The 2202-nt window shown below is 54.9% G+C and carries 5 protein-coding genes; all 5 read right to left on the bottom strand.

Annotated features, from left to right (window positions below; all coding sequences use genetic code 11):
• Positions 1 to 180 (bottom strand): hypothetical protein (locus ACXJ5O_RS25025; protein ID WP_457302269.1); only part of this gene is annotated, 180 nt, incomplete at its 3' end.
• Positions 95 to 307, bottom strand: a complete 213-nt coding sequence (locus ACXJ5O_RS25020; protein WP_457302268.1) for a DUF1515 family protein — start codon at positions 305 to 307, stop codon at positions 95 to 97. The genes ACXJ5O_RS25025 and ACXJ5O_RS25020, both read right to left, overlap by 86 nt.
• Positions 308 to 459: 152 nt before the next feature.
• Positions 460 to 1125, bottom strand: coding sequence for a hypothetical protein (locus ACXJ5O_RS25015; protein ID WP_457302267.1), 666 nt, complete (start codon positions 1123 to 1125; stop codon positions 460 to 462).
• 9 nt (positions 1126 to 1134) lie between these two features.
• Positions 1135 to 1371, bottom strand: coding sequence for a glycoside hydrolase family protein (locus ACXJ5O_RS25010; protein WP_457302266.1), 237 nt, complete (start codon positions 1369 to 1371; stop codon positions 1135 to 1137).
• Positions 1268 to 1798: a DUF7940 domain-containing protein gene (locus ACXJ5O_RS25005; RefSeq protein ID WP_457302265.1), complete on the bottom strand. Its 531-nt coding sequence runs from the start codon at positions 1796 to 1798 to the stop codon at positions 1268 to 1270. The genes ACXJ5O_RS25010 and ACXJ5O_RS25005 overlap by 104 nt, the downstream gene beginning before the upstream one ends.
• Positions 1799 to 2202 lie beyond the last annotated feature (404 nt).

The following is a 2202-nucleotide window of genomic DNA, read 5'->3' as shown; positions in this document are numbered from 1 at the left end:
GATTGTCAAAATCAGGGTGTAAGCTTTAGAAGCGATTCTCTCGATCGGGCCTTGATTAGCCCCTTTCCCGCAGCCCTGACCGGCAGGGCGATACTTATTTGTGAAGAAATCGAGCGAGCCATTCGAAGGAATTGGCGAGGCTAACCCCGAGCGCAGCGCCACCGATTCCGGCCATGCCAAGCGCACCGATCCCCATAAGCCTCCACCTTTTTACGTCATCGGTGACAGCCTTGGCGTCACTAACATAATCCTTGATGATTGCGATGTCCGTTTTAATCTCCCCCACTTCCGAGATGATTTCATCCATTCGGCGATGGACTTGCGCCCGCTTTTCATCGGCCTCCCGGTTCTCAGCGCCCGCCCGTCGTTCCGATGCGTCGATATCTCGTCTTCAGCTGGTTACTTGTTCAGAAAGCGTACCAATGGCCTTGTAGATGTCATTGAGACTTGTCGCGGCCATTATCGCGTCTTTCCTGTTGCACTATTATAAAACCCCGCACAGCGTCCTACGCGCGCGTTTGCCCTATCGGTAGCCGTACGCTCCCGCTTCCATCCTGAAATCGCCTCCCCACCCACGATAACAGGAGCATGGGGCTCCATGACACGGCAGGCTGGCGGCAAATCTGGAAGATTGAGTCCGGCTTGCAATTCCCCTTGCGTCGTAGCGGCTTTATCGAGCCGATCTTGAAGAGGGTCAAGCAGGAAGCCCCGGTCAGCGTCAGTAACATGACAGGCACGGCCAGCAGCCGATAACTTCTTTTCACAATCAGCAATCTCCTGTTCATGCTGTTCGTTCTCCAGAGCGTCGAGAGTTTGGCGGTTCATCAACTGGACCTGGTAGGCGTCGATGACCTTTTGAGCGGCGGCACGGTCTTTCTCCATCTTCGCTGCTCTGGCTTCTGCGGCCTTCTTTTCAGCCTCGAGCACATATCCAGATCGAGGGGCATCGGCCGCCCTCACACGTTCTGTCGGAACACGGCCGGCGATCAGCTCGCGCACGACCGGGATCTGATCGACAAAGGGAATGTCACGAAGGACCGGCACGCCCTCGTAGTAGCCGAGCATGAAGAGGAATATGCAGAGCGGAATACCAAGCGCGCGAAGGATGGCGATGAAGATAGTCATTTCAGACCTTCAAGGCATCGCCTTTTCGTCCGTACGGCGGAAGACCAAGCCACGCACGTTCTTCTTGGGACCGGCATTGACGTAAAGCATCAACGCATTACAGGCACCGCGAATATCCCCAAGGTTCGCCAGGCGCGCCATGCTAGACCGGCAGAACGCCCCTACTCCGATATTGTAGGTTCCGGAGAGAAAGGCGAGATACGACTTGTCGGGGATGGCATCCGGGTTTTTCAGGCACTTCCTCACTCCGGGTTTCGTGGACGACAAGGCTGTCAACCAGCATGGAATCGCACTGGCCTTTGGTGAACTTCATGCCCTTGGTTTCGCCATAGCAGCCGGTCCAAACACCTATTATGTCCGGATAGGTGACCAGGCGAAGCCCTTCCTTGCCGCCGACATAGCCGACAGCGACCACACCAAGAGCCGTTACGCCGACGAGCGCGTTCCGTATTCTACTTGCCATCTGAGATTTCCTTCTGAACGATGAGGCGAGCAACAACTCGCCCCCGAGGGTGAGAGCGGACAAAACGTTGAAAACGCTTTCTGGGATGGGAAGGACGACGCCCAGGTAGGGCATCAGTGATCCGAGCGCCTCGAGCAGACCGGCAAGTAGGATCAAGCGCACCGACCACGCTTTGCGCAGCACAGTTCGCCACTCGTCTATGAGACGCATGGTCATTTTCCTTTTTGTGGATTTGGCAGTATTTGGAGGCGCCGACGTCCTAGACGTCCGCAGATTCGCGCTCGTCCGAGTTAACTGATCAGGACATTTCGGCTACAGAACGGGGAACCAATGGAAAGAGTGCTTGGAGTTTTGTTGTTCCTAGCCGTCATCTCTACTCTGGGATACTGGATGATATTGACGTATGGATGAGTGTCGAAAGCCCGATCCAATCAAGTAGAGACGGGTCGTTCGACGCCTTTTACGTTCATAGGTTTCGATCGGATTTGCCAGTAACTCTTATGCTTGCCCAAAATAGGCGTTGGCAACCGTCTCGGCGTCGCCATCCATCCGGATTTTTCCATGCTCAAGCCATACGATCCTATTGCAGTTATTCACGAGCAATTGCTTCGAAT

The organism is Phyllobacterium sp. P5_D12 (assembly GCF_054049495.1).
Note: the sequence above shows the minus strand (reverse complement) of the source record. Positions and strands in the feature narration are given on the sequence as shown.